The organism is Endozoicomonas elysicola, from assembly GCF_000710775.1.
Lineage (GTDB): Bacteria > Pseudomonadota > Gammaproteobacteria > Pseudomonadales > Endozoicomonadaceae > Endozoicomonas > Endozoicomonas elysicola.
In genome coordinates this window covers 1,106,725-1,121,594 of record NZ_JOJP01000001.1, presented here as the reverse complement: position 1 = coordinate 1,121,594, position 14,870 = coordinate 1,106,725, and the positions used below count along the sequence as shown (strand labels likewise).

11 protein-coding genes are annotated in these 14,870 nt (G+C 47.4%); 9 read left to right on the top strand and 2 right to left on the bottom strand.

Annotation, left to right across the window (positions count from 1 at the left end):
- Positions 1–18: 18 nt before the first annotated feature.
- Positions 19–960 (bottom strand): LysR family transcriptional regulator, encoded by a 942-nt coding sequence (locus GV64_RS04700; protein WP_020584069.1) that lies wholly within the window; start codon positions 958–960, stop codon positions 19–21.
- Positions 961–1,154: 194 nt separating this feature from the next.
- Between GV64_RS04700 and GV64_RS04695 the strand changes: the two genes are divergently transcribed.
- Positions 1,155–3,911, top strand: a complete 2,757-nt coding sequence (locus GV64_RS04695; RefSeq protein WP_020584070.1) for a hypothetical protein — start codon at positions 1,155–1,157, stop codon at positions 3,909–3,911.
- Between the two features lie 171 nt (positions 3,912–4,082).
- A complete protein-coding gene (locus GV64_RS04690) occupies positions 4,083–5,039 on the top strand; it encodes a hypothetical protein (RefSeq protein WP_026258486.1) in 957 nt (318 codons plus the stop codon).
- On the opposite strand, the gene chrA is transcribed toward GV64_RS04690, so the two are convergent.
- Complete coding sequence (gene chrA, locus GV64_RS04685) at positions 5,034–6,176, bottom strand: chromate efflux transporter (protein WP_020584072.1); 1,143 nt, start codon at positions 6,174–6,176, stop codon at positions 5,034–5,036. The two genes, GV64_RS04690 and chrA, sit on opposite strands and share 6 nt — an antisense overlap.
- A 170-nt stretch (positions 6,177–6,346) precedes the next feature.
- On the opposite strand from chrA, the gene GV64_RS04680 reads away from it, so the two are divergent.
- The 7 genes from GV64_RS04680 (at position 6,347) to GV64_RS04650 (ending at position 14,865) form a co-directional block, all read left to right on the top strand.
- On the top strand, positions 6,347–7,726 hold the full coding sequence (locus GV64_RS04680; RefSeq protein ID WP_020584073.1) for a DUF1800 domain-containing protein: 1,380 nt from the start codon (positions 6,347–6,349) through the stop codon (positions 7,724–7,726).
- Between the two features lie 36 nt (positions 7,727–7,762).
- A complete protein-coding gene (locus GV64_RS04675; RefSeq protein WP_020584074.1) occupies positions 7,763–8,914 on the top strand; it encodes a DUF1501 domain-containing protein in 1,152 nt (383 codons plus the stop codon).
- Positions 8,915–9,096: 182 nt separating this feature from the next.
- Positions 9,097–10,476, top strand: coding sequence for a lytic polysaccharide monooxygenase (locus GV64_RS04670; protein ID WP_020584075.1), 1,380 nt, complete (start codon positions 9,097–9,099; stop codon positions 10,474–10,476).
- Positions 10,477–10,603: 127 nt separating this feature from the next.
- On the top strand, positions 10,604–11,269 hold the full coding sequence (locus GV64_RS04665) for an NAD-dependent epimerase/dehydratase family protein (protein ID WP_020584076.1): 666 nt from the start codon (positions 10,604–10,606) through the stop codon (positions 11,267–11,269).
- A 236-nt stretch (positions 11,270–11,505) separates the two neighbouring features.
- Positions 11,506–12,228, top strand: a complete 723-nt coding sequence (locus GV64_RS04660; protein ID WP_020584077.1) for an SDR family oxidoreductase — start codon at positions 11,506–11,508, stop codon at positions 12,226–12,228.
- A 109-nt stretch (positions 12,229–12,337) separates the two neighbouring features.
- Positions 12,338–12,664 (top strand): DUF962 domain-containing protein, encoded by a 327-nt coding sequence (locus tag GV64_RS04655; RefSeq protein WP_020584078.1) that lies wholly within the window; start codon positions 12,338–12,340, stop codon positions 12,662–12,664.
- A gap of 383 nt (positions 12,665–13,047) precedes the next feature.
- The gene (locus tag GV64_RS04650; protein ID WP_020584079.1) at positions 13,048–14,865 is read left to right on the top strand and encodes an ABC transporter ATP-binding protein; all 1,818 of its coding nucleotides are present in this window, start codon (positions 13,048–13,050) and stop codon (positions 14,863–14,865) included.
- The last annotated feature ends 5 nt before the right edge of the window (positions 14,866–14,870 follow it).

Genomic DNA, 14,870 nt, shown 5'->3' with positions numbered 1-14,870 from the left:
AGCTCATATCGCCAGGGTTTATGGCAGTATTGAAAGCCTTCGCTGTTTCACCGTACCAGCCACCAGTTCCCTGAGCCACTGAAGCACCGGCGCATCATTATCTTCCTTACGCCAGGCAACGTAGATATCAAAATCCGGTACGGGCACCGGGCAGGGAGACATGGTCAACCCCTGGTCAGGACGACCCAGTGCGGCCAGAACCTGAGGCACCACACTGATCAGCGGCTGCTCTGGAAGCAAACGTAATAATGAGGTGAAACGCCCGCAGGTCACACGAACTTTTCTTCGATCACCACGTTGAGCCAGCAAGTCATCCACTACGCCTTTCACATTCCCCGTATTGTTAATAAGTGCGTGGTCAACCGAGAGAAAATCATCATAGGAGAGCGGTATACCCAACTGAAGCCGTTCATTATCAAACAGGCAAACGTGTTTTTCGGTATAGAGCTTATCCACAGCAAGCTCATTCGGACCATCCCCAAGGCTGCCAATAGCCAGGTCAAGTCTACCATTACGAAACAGGGTAAACGCGCTGTCCCGATCCACCAGAATAAAACTGACGGTACAGTTTGGCGAACTTTGTAATAAAGCCTGAACAATCACCTCAGCATACAGCGACTCTGCATAGTCGGTCAGTCCAATGTTCAGGTGTCCATCAAAACTGGCCGGGTCAAATTCCTGCACAAGTAACAGGTCATTACGAACCTGATCCAGTATCTTTTTAACCTTGGGGGCAAGCTCTTTTGCTCGCCGTGTCAGTTTCATCTGACTGCCCTGCCGGACCAGTAAAGGATCATCGAAAAGTTCTCTGAGCCGGTTCAAATGATGACTCATGGCAGGCTGACCGATAAACAGGCGTGATGCGGCTCTGGTGACACTGCGTTCTTCCAGCAGAGCTTCCAGAGCGGTCAGGAGGTTCAGGTCGATTCGGGAAAGATTCTGTTTTAAAGGCTTGGTCATTTGAGCTGTCTATACTCATGTCCGACATGAGTCGAACATGATGCTGTTTGTGTTACTGAAGTACAATCACGAACAGTAGTTGGTAATAGAAAAATCCGAAATTGTATAAAAAGCTCTGCAGATGTCTGAACTAACATACATAAATACCTGTCATATAAGCATGTATAAAACCTCTATTGAATAGGTGTTCATTTGTGTTTGGGTATGTTTCTGGTCAGCAAGTATTTCTCACCCAACAAAACAATACTTGTCTACAAAAACCAGGTGATATTGATAGTTCAGATACCATTGCTTCAGAAGAAAGAATGAAGCCAAATAAAAAAAAACGAAAAAGCACGCCTAATACCCCTCATCCTAAGAAGCCTAAGAATGAGGACGTCAAACCATTAAAAATCGATACTGCGTCTGCAACTTACTTACAGAAAATAAGAGGTTTTCTTAATGCGCCATCTCCAGATAGCAATATAAGCATACTCAATAGAACTATAAGCTATCTTAACCCAAAAGAAAGATTATTTTATTCCACACCAGAGCCACCTTCAACTTGCGAAACACCAACATGTAGAACATTCCAAGACTATATATCTGAAGAAGAGACCGCAATTCTTGAGCTATCCAATATGTTATTTGGTAAGAAAACACTGGTCTGTGAAACCATTTTCAAAGCTGCTTTCGAGAAAGTAAGAGAACTGCGAGAGAATGAAGTGGATAACATTTGGGATAGGTTTTATTCAAAAAGGCGGAGCATACAAACCAAATGTGAAGAAGGCTTGACACTAGAGAGAACAGCAGAGGAATTGGAAGACCTGAAAAGAACACTATATAAGCGGAAATCATTATTACGGCCAAAAAAGTTTGAAGATAAAGTGGTATCTAAAGGAATTTTTTATCCAGAAAGTTTCAAATGCCCTAAACCTAATACTGAAAAAAAAGAAACGACGGTAAAAACGGCTATTCAGCCAACCAAGTCTGCTGAATGGCAAATTGAAGAGACACCAGCAAGCGCCCTCATTGATCAACCGGAAAACATCACCTGGACTTATTCTGCACACAGAGAGCCTCCTAGGCTACTAACTGTAGAAGCTGAGGCTTCTGAACAAAAAGAAACAAAACCTGGAACTGGCGATCAATCTCAATATCTTAAAGACGGGCTGACAGTAAGTGGAAAAAGAAGAATAAATTCTCCGTCACACGAGCCATCAGAACACAGCCCTTCATTATTTAACCCAGCATACGAATCATCAAGCCCTGAAGTTTTACCAATAGAATTGGTAGACAACCATAAAAGGAAATCAATGACAACGAAAAGCCAGGAAAGGCCTATTTCAACAGCATCAGTGCCAAAAAGTAAGGTATTTCCTACCGTATCCTCACAGGAAGAAAAAGAATGCCCAGGCTCAAAAAATACGCTAAAAACAGAAGAACAAGAGTCTAATAATTCTAATGAAACCAATACTGGTCCACCGAATGAGCAAACTATTCAATATCAAAAAGAGGAAAAAGGTATATTTCCGAGTACTTCTAGAAACCCATATCTCGCAATGCCCAAGTCTCAATCAGAACCATCAGATACCAGTGACAACGAATCCACTACAGGTGACATTGAGCAAAGCATATTCGGCAATGAAAGCGATTATGGATCACAAAAACAATTAACTCCAAAGCCAGATTACACTTATCCCGAAACAGAACCTGTTTGTCCCTCCCGATCAAAAATATCATTAATGGACCTTAGGGGGACATCAAACTTGCGTCTGCAATTACGAGAACTTGAATGCAGGACACCTGATAGCGGTATTTCACTAACCTACCCCCCAAAAGAAACCAGGCATCATGAGTTAGAAATATTCAATTCAAGTACCATTATGTCTAAAACCCAGAGAGCACAAACTGCGTCATCAGCACATACCGCTGTATGGAACAAAAATCGATCGTTACCAGCTCTGGAGAAAACAGGAACACAAGATCCTCAAGACCGGGGTTGCTTACCAAAACTTAGCACTTCAATTCCAAGTCTTTCCCAAGTCGATACAGATGAATACCTCTTAGATGATTTAGAAGAAATAATTGAGCAAATGAGTCGTGAAGACAGGTGCATGACCCCCGCTAGTCATCCCGACTCAGATACTGCATGCCCAGAAGCTTCAACATCATTCGAGGACAGTACAAGTACACCTTGGAGTTTTGATCGTCACCAGCAAGTCAATACCATGAAACAGGCTTCCACCAAACCACCACCGACCATTCCAATGAATGCAGCAAGTGCACTATCTTCTTTGGCCAGTAACCATCACTGCAGAAGGAAATTTACTGGCACTCAATATTCCAAGCCCCAGAGCTCAAGTCAGGATAGCTGCCAAAGAACACAACCGGGAGCCCAGTCAGTTACAACCAACTATCAAAAATATGTCACCCGTCCGGTAGCATCTTCTGTTAGCGAAATATCACGAACTGGCACGGAATATTATGACAAGTACCCTGAACATACAGAACTGATAACCAAGCACGTTAATCCGCCTTACCCAAATGCAAGTGATCTACCAGTGACAATTACTTCAGTCTCAAATCAAACACCTTCTGCAGCATATAGTCATCCTGTACCCACTGCACAGCATTTTGCAAAAAATGAACAATTTGAAATGGTGGGTAGCTCAGGTTTTTCAGGGCCTCATTGGCATCATCAGCCTCCGCAACCTCAAGATGCAATCCATAGTCAATTTTATAACCAGTCAAGCAACCCACAGTTTCCACCACTCAACTATATTGACCTTATTATTAAGCCCATAGTCTCCTCGGCGGAGGCTACTCAAGCAACAGCCCCTTCTATAAATTTAAATACCCAACCATTAATGGGGTATCAATTTGGTTTACAACATCAAAATCAATATCAAGTCAGTCAACAAGCTGACCATTCCCTACTCCATCAACCATTTCCACAACCATGGTTTTAGTTATACTTTGCTTTATCCCCCCTAACTTCAATAAACATAACTATTAGTTTATAATTTCCGGAAAAATATTATTAAAATATAAGAGCATTAGAGTGTTCTATTCTTTTAAATTCCCTTTTAATCATTATATTGATAACACCCCCTTGAGTAATATCTTTCAATTTTGATTATATGTATGATTACACTTATAAATTTACTACTAATGCTTCAGGTGCTCACTCAGCAGAAAAGCAAATAAATGAATGGGGACAAACTGAGAGCCAACACCACGTGAACTCATATTTCATGGGAAAACAGGCCGAATCAATCGACGATGATAAAGTAATATCACAACTTGCAGAGCTAAGAGAGCAACTCCCCCCTTATAAACCGAAAACCACTTTAAAAATACTCACCAAAGCAGCAAATTTTTTGGAACAGCATTCAGATGAGTATACGCCTCCCACTGACAGCACCTATGTTGAGGCCAAGGCGAAAACTACATCATCGATGGTAGATCACTCAGACAAAGAATCCTTAGCGTACAGAAGGTTATCGTACTTATTATCAGTCAACGGAGGTAACCGCTCTGCAATACTGACAGCGGCAATAACTGCAGTTGTTGATACCAATAGTAGAATAAAGAAAATATCTCAGACGAAACATAAACGAGGGCCTACCCCATCAAAAAGAAAACTATCGACTCAGTCACCCAGTGAAAAACTTGATAGTCCATCTATAAAGCGGCCAAAGCGAGAGAAGGAGCTGTCAGATACAAATAGAGGGCTTAAAAGGCTTGAACAGAGATACCAGTTAATAAATAAAATCGTGAGTTTAAAAAATGGAACAGGCATTAGGGAAGTCAAAGACCCATTACTCGACGCACATCTTTATGCAACTGATGACCTGCAAAATTCACAGAGGATTAACGTCCCACTAACACCCGATAAGATGACTATAGTCTTTGCAGGCAATAGCGAAGAGCTAGATGAAGTCACGGCTGATTACCAGCCCCGTTTTCACCTGTCTTCATCCAAAGATAAAGGAACTACGCCCCCAGAGTCCGATTGTCTGTACCAAGAGTCATCAACGTCAATGACAGCAAAACTGGCTATGATGACTTTTAGTTCTGATGCTGAATCATTATAAAAGCACTACTCCTACCCCAATAAACATCAATACCAGCCAGAAGACTGAAAGCTTCATGGCACGCAACAGGAAACAGCCAATCAGAACCAGCGCCATATCCATCGCTGAATAAACAGCGGAAGTGAACACCGGTGAATAAAGGGCAGATAACAACAAGCCAACAACAGAAGCATTAATACCGGCAACGGCTCCTGCAATCCGTGCCCGTCCAGCCAGAGCCTGCCAGGCAGGCAAAACACCGATCACCAGCAGGAAACCCGGCAAAAAAATAGCCAGTGTTGCCGCAACAGCACCCAGTATCGGAGTAGATTCAGAAGCAAAATATCCGAGATATGTGGCCAGGGTAAACATTGGACCAGGAACAGCCTGGGCTGCTGCATACCCGGTCAGGAATGTATCCGTACTGATCATGCCTTCTGTTGTGCTCTGCAGTAGAGGCAGAACCACATGACCACCGCCAAAGACCATACTGCCTGCCTGAAAGAAGTCACTGACCACCCTGGCCAATGGTGAATAATCTGCGAGTAGGGGCAAGCCAAACAATAAAATGGCAAACAGAATTAACGGCCAGAAAACAAAACGACACTTAGCCTGACTCTCTTCATTGCCTGGTAACCAGCGATAACCAATCAACGCCGCGGCCACCAGAATGGCCATCTGCACAAATACGCCGGGAAAAACCAGCAGCAGCGCTGCACTGAATACACACAGGCTGATGGTCAGCTGACTTTTACAGAAGGAACGAAACATCTGCAGAGTGGCATCTGCGACGACCACAACAGCTAACAGTTTCAGACCAGCAATAATTCCCTGATACCAGTCAGCAGACAGGAACAGCTGACTGCTCATGGCTACCGCCAGCAAAATCGAAAACGAAGGTAAAGTAAAACCAACAAATGCAGCCACTCCACCCAGCAGCCCTGCCCGCTGGTAACCCAGGGCAAAGCCAATCTGGCTGGAACCGGGTCCCGGTAAAAACTGGCTAAGGGCAATCAGCTGAGAATACTCAACATCCGTTAACCACTTGCGTTTCTCAACGAACGTATTGCGGAAATACCCAATATGGGCGGCTGGGCCTCCAAAACTGGTCCAGCCCAGCAGGAAAAACTGCCAGAAAATGGTGAATAACTTATCCACAGGCAACTTACCAAAAGATTAAGAAAGTAGTTCCCCGATGATAAACAGCTGTTTCCTATTATGCATATTGATTCTTTTGATTGATCAGAATCAATATGATCAATATTCCTGCCCAGCCGCAATCCCTTTAGACTGTGAAACTAAAGCGCTCCAAAGACACGGACTATCAAATGACCAACCAACTGGCAGTCATTGCCACCAACCGTTTTGGTATGGGGGCCAGAGATCATGAAATTAGAGATGCACAATCTGACCCGCAAGGATGGCTGAGTACGCACTTAAACACACCTGTTCTGGACCACAGCCTGCCCGACAGCTCTGTAGTCATGAGCCAGTATGCCGAGTTTCGTTCCAGAAAGAGTGCTGAAAAATCCGGACAAAAGCCCGGAAACCAGAATGCCATGATGGCACCATTGAGAAGAACCTACTTCCAGCTCTGCAGTGATACCCTGACCCGGAGCATTACCAGCGAGTATTCATTCAGCTGGCGCCTGCTGGACTTTTTCTCAAATCATTTCAGTGTTTCGGCTCAAGGTGGCCTGATGACACCACTGGCCCCCACACTTGAGCGAGAGGCCATTGCACCAAACCTTTTTGGCTCATTTGCTGATTTGCTCATTGCTGTGGAAAAACATCCAGCCATGCTTGTCTATCTGGATAACGAAAAGTCCATTGGACCGGAGTCAAGACAGGCTAACTACCTTAAAAAGAACTCAAAAAAAGCCAGGGGGATGAATGAAAACCTGGCCCGGGAAATTCTGGAACTCCATACCATGGGGGTGAATGGCGGCTACCAACTGGAAGATATTCAGGAGCTGGCAAAAGCCATTACCGGCTGGAGTGTCGCCAGACCTGGCAAAAAAGAAGGCCATGGCTTTTTATTTCGTGAAAGAGCCCATCAGCCAGGACAACGCACAGTTCTAGGGAAAAAATATCCGGATACCGGCGCAAATCAGGGAGAAGCCATTCTTCGAGACCTTGCAATGCACCCGGCAACTGCCCGATACGTTTCCTGGAAGCTCGCCAGACACATGATCAGCGATCAGCCACCAGCTACCCTGGTGGATACAATGCAGGAACAGTGGCTAAAGACCGGTGGCAATCTGAAAGAAGTCATTACCGCACTGATTCAACATCCACTAAGCTGGCAGATTGAGCAACAGAAACTGAAGACTCCCCGTGAATTTCTGGTTTCTGTCTGCAGGGCAACCGACGGATTATCTCCCCGAAAGAAAAACAGGGAACAACAGAGCAGAATTCTGGTCAATACGTTGACTGCCATGGGGCATAAACCCTTTGGTGCAGGTTCACCCGCTGGCTTTGCTGATGTCAGCAGCGCCTGGGATGGCTCCGATGCACTACTGACCCGGATCGATTGGGCGAATCGCTGGGTTGAAAGCCTGAAAAAAAGAACCGATCCACTGGCTCTCGCTGATGCCATTCTGGGTCAGCAGACAGTGAGTGAATCCCGAACCATTATCAGACGTGCGGAAAGCCGTCAGCAGGGTTTATCGCTATTATTGCTTAGCCCCGAGTTCATGAGGAGATAGTTTGGTGAGGGGAAAGGATCTTAAGGAGAAAGCTGCGTGAGTAAAATTAACCGGCGTGACTTGATCAAATGGCTTGGGGCTGGGGTAGTCTGCTCACAGATTCCGGTGACTGGCAGTTTGGCATTTGGCCAGACTTCAAAAAGTCAGAACAACTCGCCCAAGCTGGTATGGATTGTTTTGCGGGGTGCTATGGACTCACTGCATGCCGTTATACCTGCTTTTGATAATGACCTGCTAAACCACCGTCGTTCTGTTGCCGAGCCCGTTATTGGTTCCATGCTACCACTGGATCGGGGGTTTGGCCTGCACAGTGATTTCCCTACCCTACACAGCTGGTATCAGCAGAAACAGATGATGCCTGTGGTTGCTGTTGCATCCCCTTATCGTCAACGCTCACACTTTGAAGGTCAGGACATACTGGAATCTGGACTGGTTCCCTTAAACCAGGACAATGGCTGGCTTTCCAGGGCACTGGAAGCGACGGGTAAAACCGGACTGGCTGTATCTCACTCTCTGCCGGTTAGCCTGCGTGGAGGGCAACTGGCAGGTACCTGGTACCCAAACACCATCCCCTCCGCCAAAGAAGACCTTTATCAGAGACTCTTCCAGATGTACAAACAGGATGACCTTCTCCACAGCCGTCTGGAAGAAGCTTTGAATGTCAGAGGTATTGTGGGTAATTCCATGGATGGAAATAGCCGTAAATTCAAGGCACTTGCAGATGCAGCTGGTACGCTGCTCAGTCATCAGGAAGGTCCCGATGCCCTTATGCTGGAAATGGGAGGATGGGATACCCATGATAACCAGCTGGCCCGCCTTTCAAGACAGTTTCAGGAACTGGACTCAGGCCTGCAAACCATGAGAGCCAGCATGGGAGAAAAAACCTGGAATAATACTATTGTCATGATTGCCACCGAGTTTGGCCGAACCGTGGCAATGAATGGTACCGGTGGCACTGATCATGGGACAGCCTCCTGCTTCTTTCTAGCTGGCGGAGCGGTTAATGGTGGGAAGGTAGAGGGCGACTGGCCAGGGCTTGCTAAAAAAGACCTGTATGAAGGGCGAGATTTACGTCCAACGTCTGATATTCGTCAGTGGATTTCGGCAGTCTTGATACAACACTGGCAACTTTCAGCTCCTCAGCTGAAGAACATTTTCCCCGACATCACTCCAGCCCGGATTGTATAAATAATATTCTTTGCATTTCATCACATCTCACAGCAGGAGCCATTTACTCCTGCTTGGTTCCTGATATTCTGCCCATAAAGCGTACAATTTATCGAATAATCATGGCTGCTCTCAGTGATGATCGCCTCGAAAACCCGCGCCTTTTATAAACGACTATTAATGGCTACTTACAAGAGCACTTTATGCTGCATGCTGTTGTGAAAAAACTTCGACTGCCAGGCCTTTTTGCCTGCGCTTTATTGCCCGGTCTGGCCAATGCCCACGGTTGGGTTGAGTTCCCGGAAGCCCGACAATCCATCTGTTATGAAGATGGCGGCTTCTGGTCTGCTGATGGTCAGGATATTCCCAATGCTGCCTGTAAGGCAGCCTTTGATATCTCTGGTACTTACCCGTTTGTGCAACGCAATGAAGTGGCCATGCTGGTAAAAGACTTCCGCAGTATGGCAGAAGTCAAACGGCATATCCCGGATGGCACACTCTGCTCTGCGGGTACCGAAGCTAAAGCTGGCCTCAATGTGCCATCCAGCCAGTGGCAGAAAACCCGGATCACTCTGGACAAGAATAACCAGATTGAGCTGCTGTTTAATGCAACGGCGCCACACAACCCATCCTTCTGGGAGTTCTACCTGACCAAGCCCGGTTATGACCACAGCCAGGCCCTCACCTGGAATGATCTTGAGCTGGTAGCAACCGCAGGCAATGTCGCTGTGGACAGTGACAGAAAATACCGTATCAACATTACACTGCCTGCAGACCGTAAGGGTGATGCCATTCTGTATACCCGCTGGCAGCGCGATGACCCGGCTGGTGAAGGTTTTTATAACTGCTCAGACATCACATTTACCACGGATGGAGACTCTGGCGGCGGCACGGGTCCCGATCCGGAGATCCCTGAATTAACGGCGCTGGGCTACTATATTCCTCAGGGATTCCCAACACCGGACCTGGATGACTACATCAGTTTCCGGGGCTTTGACAGCAATGGTCAGGAAGTTCTGGAGGAACGTATTCTGATCACTCATCAGAATCGTGACAGCTGGCCTGAGTTACTGGCGCTTCAGGTATCCGACAAACATAAAAGCTTCACCATTGGCATCTGGCACGAAGCCATGGGCCACTACATGTTTGACCGTGAGAACCTCTATGCCAACCAGGTATGGGCACAGGATCCAAAAGCGTCTTACGCCCTGTCACTGATTCCGGGAGATACCATTGTTCCTCCACCGTTACCCACAGGCCAGTGGGATCGAGAGACGGTTTATGTTGAGGGCGATGTGGTACGCCATGATGAGCAGAACTGGCTGGCACACTGGTGGACGCAGGGGGATGAGCCTGGAACCACCGGTGAATGGGGAGTATGGCGCCTGACCGACCTGCAACCTGAAGAGCCGGAGGAGCCTGAAGTTCCTGAAACGGGCGACAGTAACTGGAGCGCTGGGCAGACCTACTACGATGGGGATAAGGTTATCCACAACGGTGTTCAGTGGCGCGCTCACTGGTGGACAAAAGGTGATGAGCCAGGAACGACGGGTGAGTGGGGAGTCTGGCGTCAAGCTGAATAATCCTGAATCAGACGCTTCCTTACTTTTGATATCACCGGCGTAACCGCCGGTGATACTCTTTTTAAAAATTGATCATTTCCATAACGTTGTACGACAATTGACCGTATATCAACAGTGGACATTACTCATGAAGGTTGTTATTACCGGTTCAACCGGCATGGTGGGTAAAGCGGTCCTGCTGGAGTGTCTGGCATCACACAGGGTTGAGTCCGTACTGATCATCAACCGCCACCCGGTGAATATTCAACACCCAAAGCTCAAGGAAATCATCCACAGGGATTTTTCAGACTTCAGCAGCCTTTCTGATGAGCTGGCCGGTTACGATGCCTGCTTCTACTGCATGGGCATCTCAGCCTTTCGCATGAGCGAGCAGGACTACAGCAGAATTACCTTCGACTTTACCAAAGCATTTGCCGAGACGTTTATCAGCGCCAGTCCTGATTCCGTATTTATCTACGTGTCCGGCACCGGTACCGACAGTTCTGAATCGGGACAGGTTATGTGGGCGCGGGTCAAAGGACGTGTTGAAAACAGAATCCTGACCATGGGGTTCAAAGATGCCTACGCTTTTCGCCCAGGGGCTATTTATCCGGTTAAAGGCGTGCAGTCGAAAACCCGCTTATACAACCTGATTTATAAACTCATGGTGCCCCTGTACCCACTCCTGAAGCATCTCACCCCCATTATTGAAAGTGATCAGCTGGGTCAGGCGATGATCAATGTGGTACTCCACCCACAGGATAAGAAGCATCTTGAAAATAAAGCATTGATCCGTCTGGCAGAGTCTCTCTGAAACCAGCTCATAAGCTCCGCCCCTTTCCGTACAGATATCCACAGCCCATCATGATAAGTCGTTGACCAACTGGATTTGCGGTAATGCGCTCAGCATCTATCCTTTCCCGGTCAGAAACCATTGCGTTGAAAGTGTGATTTCAGGCCGGTTTACTGTACCCACCAGCATTGGATCATGTTGCAAATGGTTTTCCGGCAGACTTCCTACCGTGTTTGACGGCTTTAAGAGGTTAAACCATGAATAAACCCCTGGTGGTTATCACCGGTGCCAGCTCTGGAATTGGTGGAGCAGCAGCTATTAAATTCTCACAGGAAGGTTATCCCCTGCTGTTGCTTGCTCGCCGACTGGACCGTTTGGAAGCCCTGAAGTTACCAGATACCCTGTGCAGGCAGCTTGATGTCACTGATCTCGCTGGTTTCAAAGCAGCACTTGAAGAGGCTGAGGACAAGTATGGCCCAACAGACTGCCTGATCAATAACGCCGGTATTCTACGCGTGGGAAAAATGGATACACAGGATCCGCAGGAATGGCAGCAGATGTTCAACACCAATGTACTTGGTCTGCTGAATGGCATACATCTTGTTTTAGCTGGCATGCGACACAGAAAGTCAGGCACTGTAGTCAATATTGGATCTGTGGCAGGACGAAAAAATTATTCCGATTTTACCGGCTACTGTGGCACCAAGTTTGCCGTTCATGCCATCAGTGAGGGTATTCGTGAAGAAGTTGCTGAAGATAATGTCCGGGTTGTCACTATTGCTCCTGGAATTGTAGAAACAGAAATTTTTAACCACTCAACCCATACTGAAACATTTCAAGACTTTAAAGGCACGATACAGGAGATTGGTGGAGGGCTCAGCCCTGCTGATACGGCTGAGGCCATCTGGTACGCCTATCGGCAACCACAAAGTATCTGTATTCGTGAAATAGTGCTTGCGCCAACACGTCAGCAGCCATGATCATCAAGGCTCTCCTTTTTAAAATGGGTCAACAATTAGCGTGAGAAGCTGTTTCGCTTTATATTGATCCATCAAATAATAAAAATAATGAGCGACACTGATGGACAACATGGCAAAACCAGCTTCTGAACAGAAGACCTTCAACAGCTTTTCAGAGTTCTACCCCTTCTATCTCAAAGAGCACAGCAATCCAGTCTGTCGTGCTCTTCACTATATTGGCAGTTCAGGTGCATTGGTAATCCTTGGCCATGCTCTGTATACCGGAATCTACTCATCCATCATTTTTGCCCTTGTTTTCGGCTATGCCTGTGCCTGGGTCGGGCATTTCTTTTTTGAACACAACAAACCTGCCACGTTTAAATACCCTTTTTACAGCTTTCTGGGCGACTGGGTCATGCTTAAAGACTTTCTGCTTGGGCGCTTTCGCAAAGAGTAACCAAACGTTCCGGGCAGGTTCCGGTTATCCCTAACCACCTGCCATTCACTTCGGTCAGAAGCGGCATTTCAACCGGTAACTATCAGAGACCATTCCCCTATCCACACCAGATTATCGCACTTCGAATATCAAATTCGGTAATCACTTCGTTGACGATGAGAATGATTTTCAGTTCAATGGCCTGTTATAAATTAGCACAATAGAACCAAATTAAACGCATCGCACTTTCTATCTCATCACGGCCTTGTCGGATGAGTCAGACCAATGGCTTATCGTCCACTGGTCAGTACGCCATCATCTTCCTAAACATGCAAAAGGAACAGGCGATCTAGAAAGTGATATGAAAGTGCTAAACGCCCAGATTTCACGCAAAAGGCCGTTCATTGAAACTACTCTGGAAACTCCGGTTTATTCTGAAGGACTACTGGCAGCAGTACCTGCTGGCCTTTATCTGTCTGCAGATTGTCTCTGCTCTGAACCTTTTGCCACCCTGGCTGATTGGCCATGTGGTTGATGGTATAAAAGACAAAAGCCTTACAAATCAGGAACTGTTCAATTACGTTGCGGGAATTGTAGTGACCGGAGTTGCCGTTTATGGCTTTCGTTATGTCTGGAGAGCCAAGCTTTATGGTGCATCCATTGAACTGATCCGTAAGCAGCGCAGTCGGTTGTTTGCCCATTTCACCCAGCTCTCTCCGGAGTTTTACCAGCAGCACACAACCGGTGACCTGATGGCCCATGCCACCAACGACCTCAATGCGGTTGAGGAGAGCGTTGGCGTCGGGATCATGACCCTGGTGGACTCTTTGATCGCAGGCCTTACCGTACTGTTCGCCATGGTGTTTCTGGTAAGCGGTAAACTCACACTACTGGCCATGCTGCCATTCCCGCTGCTTGTCTGGGTTACCAAGCGGTATGGTGTCGCACTGTATTCCCGCTTTGGTCGGTCTCAAGCGGCCTTTTCCAACTTGAACGAAGAAACCCGTGAGTCCATCACGGGTATCCGTGCAGTAAAAGCACATCAGCTGACAGATCGGCAAACTCAACGCTTTGAACAGCTATCCATGGAAGCTGTCGAAGCCAATACCAGCGTTGCCAGAGTCGATGCGTTGTTTGGCCCGAGTATCAGCCTGTTCTTTGGCCTCTCTTTTGTACTAGCCCTCGTCGGCGGTGCCTGGTTAATCAGCCATGGTCAGCTCACTGTCGGCCTGTTAACCAGTTTCACGCTCTACCTGAGCCAGATGTTGGGTCCCATGCTGCAATTTGGCTGGCAGTTCAATGTGTTCCAGCGTGGCAGTGCGTCCTGGGGACGTCTGGAAAAACTGCTATCCCGCAAGCCAAAAGTAAGTAATGCCCCCGATGCCCAACAAGCTCCAGACGACACAAGCCTTTCGATAAACATCCAGTCGTTTAGCTATAACGCTGCGTCTGACGAGAAGCCGGTACTGCAGGGTATATCTACCGAGATAGCCGCGGGTGCCTTTATCGGGATTACCGGCCGTACCGGCAGTGGTAAAAGCACCCTGCTCAGACTGATCCTGCGTGAATTTGATCTGCCAGAGGGATCCTTTATCCAAATGGGGAATATTCCTCTGCAACAGCTGACTGTGGAATCGCTGCGGGAAAAACTGGCCTGGGTGCCCCAGGAACCCATGCTGTTCTCCGGTACCATCGCAGACAACATTCGCTTTTCCGCACCGGATGCCAGTCTGGAAGCGGTTGAAAAAGCAGCAAAACTGGCGGCTATCGATGAAGAGATCATGGGCTTTAAGGATGGCTACGACACCCTGCTGGGTGAGAACGGCATCAACCTGTCCGGAGGCCAGAAGCAACGCCTGGCACTGGCCCGTGCCCTGCTGGCTGACGCTGAAATCCTGTTGCTGGACGATGCCTTCAGTGCCCTGGATATGAAAACCGAGGCCCGTATTCTGAAGAACCTGATGGCCATGAAAGGTAAGAAAACCATCATTCTGGTCACTCAGCGGCTACCTGAGCTGATTACTGCTGACCATATTCTGGTACTGGATCGCGGCCGCATTATCGAGCAGGGCAACCATGATCGACTGATGGCTTCTGACCAGCCTGAAGAGAATACGACCGAACACTGGTACGCAAAAATCTTCCGACAGCAGGCAAGAACACTGCTGCACCCTCTGGAAGTGAAACCAGACACCGTGATCAAACGGTCCGATGTTGCCTGAGGAAT

Excerpts from the sequence above, each read along its gene's own strand:
- GV64_RS04700 (WP_020584069.1), bottom strand. The coding sequence starts at position 960 with ATGACCAAGCCTTTAAAACAGAATCTTTCCCGAATCGACCTGAACCTC.
- GV64_RS04690 (WP_026258486.1), top strand. The coding sequence starts at position 4,083 with ATGTATGATTACACTTATAAATTTACTACTAATGCTTCAGGTGCTCAC.
- GV64_RS04680 (WP_020584073.1), top strand. The coding sequence starts at position 6,347 with ATGACCAACCAACTGGCAGTCATTGCCACCAACCGTTTTGGTATGGGG.
- GV64_RS04670 (WP_020584075.1), top strand. The coding sequence starts at position 9,097 with ATGCTGCATGCTGTTGTGAAAAAACTTCGACTGCCAGGCCTTTTTGCC.
- GV64_RS04665 (WP_020584076.1), top strand. The coding sequence starts at position 10,604 with ATGAAGGTTGTTATTACCGGTTCAACCGGCATGGTGGGTAAAGCGGTC.
- GV64_RS04660 (WP_020584077.1), top strand. The coding sequence starts at position 11,506 with ATGAATAAACCCCTGGTGGTTATCACCGGTGCCAGCTCTGGAATTGGT.
- GV64_RS04655 (WP_020584078.1), top strand. The coding sequence starts at position 12,338 with ATGGCAAAACCAGCTTCTGAACAGAAGACCTTCAACAGCTTTTCAGAG.